Source organism: Streptomyces sp. 8P21H-1 (assembly GCF_013302945.1).
This window is the reverse complement of the sequence record NZ_JABTYA010000250.1, coordinates 1-478: the sequence shown is the minus strand read 5'-3', so window position 1 is coordinate 478 and position 478 is coordinate 1. Positions and strand designations below refer to the sequence as shown.

Below are 478 nucleotides of genomic sequence, written 5' to 3'. Positions count from 1 at the left end.
CCCCGGGCGGCGTGGGCGCGGGCATGGGCGGCGGGGCCGTACCGGCCGTGGCGTGCAGCAGCTCGCGCAGCCGCAGCCGGCCCTCCGGCTCCAGCGGTACGGACTGCAGATGACGCATCCCCTGATCGGCCAGCCGCTCGATCCTCGCCTCGACGACGTCCCGGGCACCGGTGCGGACCAGCACGTCACGCACCTCTTCGAGACGGCTCCCGGACAGGTCGGCGCGGCCGAGCGAGCTCCGCAGCACGGCCAGGGCGTGCCGGTCCCCGGTCGTCTCGGCCCGCGCCTGCGCCAGGGCGACCAGGTAGGTGGGCTTGCCCGCCCGGATGTCGCCACCGGTGGGTTTGCCGGTGTGCCGCGCGTCACCGAAGACATCGGTGAGGTCGTCACGGAGCTGGAAGGCGATCCCGACGCGCCGGCCCGCCGCGCACAGGGCCTCGCTGCGCGCGGCGTCCGCCCCGGCGAGCGCGGCCCCCAG

General features: G+C 77.0%; 1 protein-coding gene. It reads right to left on the bottom strand.

Annotation, left to right across the window (positions count from 1 at the left end; translation table 11 throughout):
* The coding region (locus tag HO151_RS04930; RefSeq protein ID WP_173894889.1) for a polyprenyl synthetase family protein at positions 1-478 on the bottom strand (478 nt) is incomplete at both ends.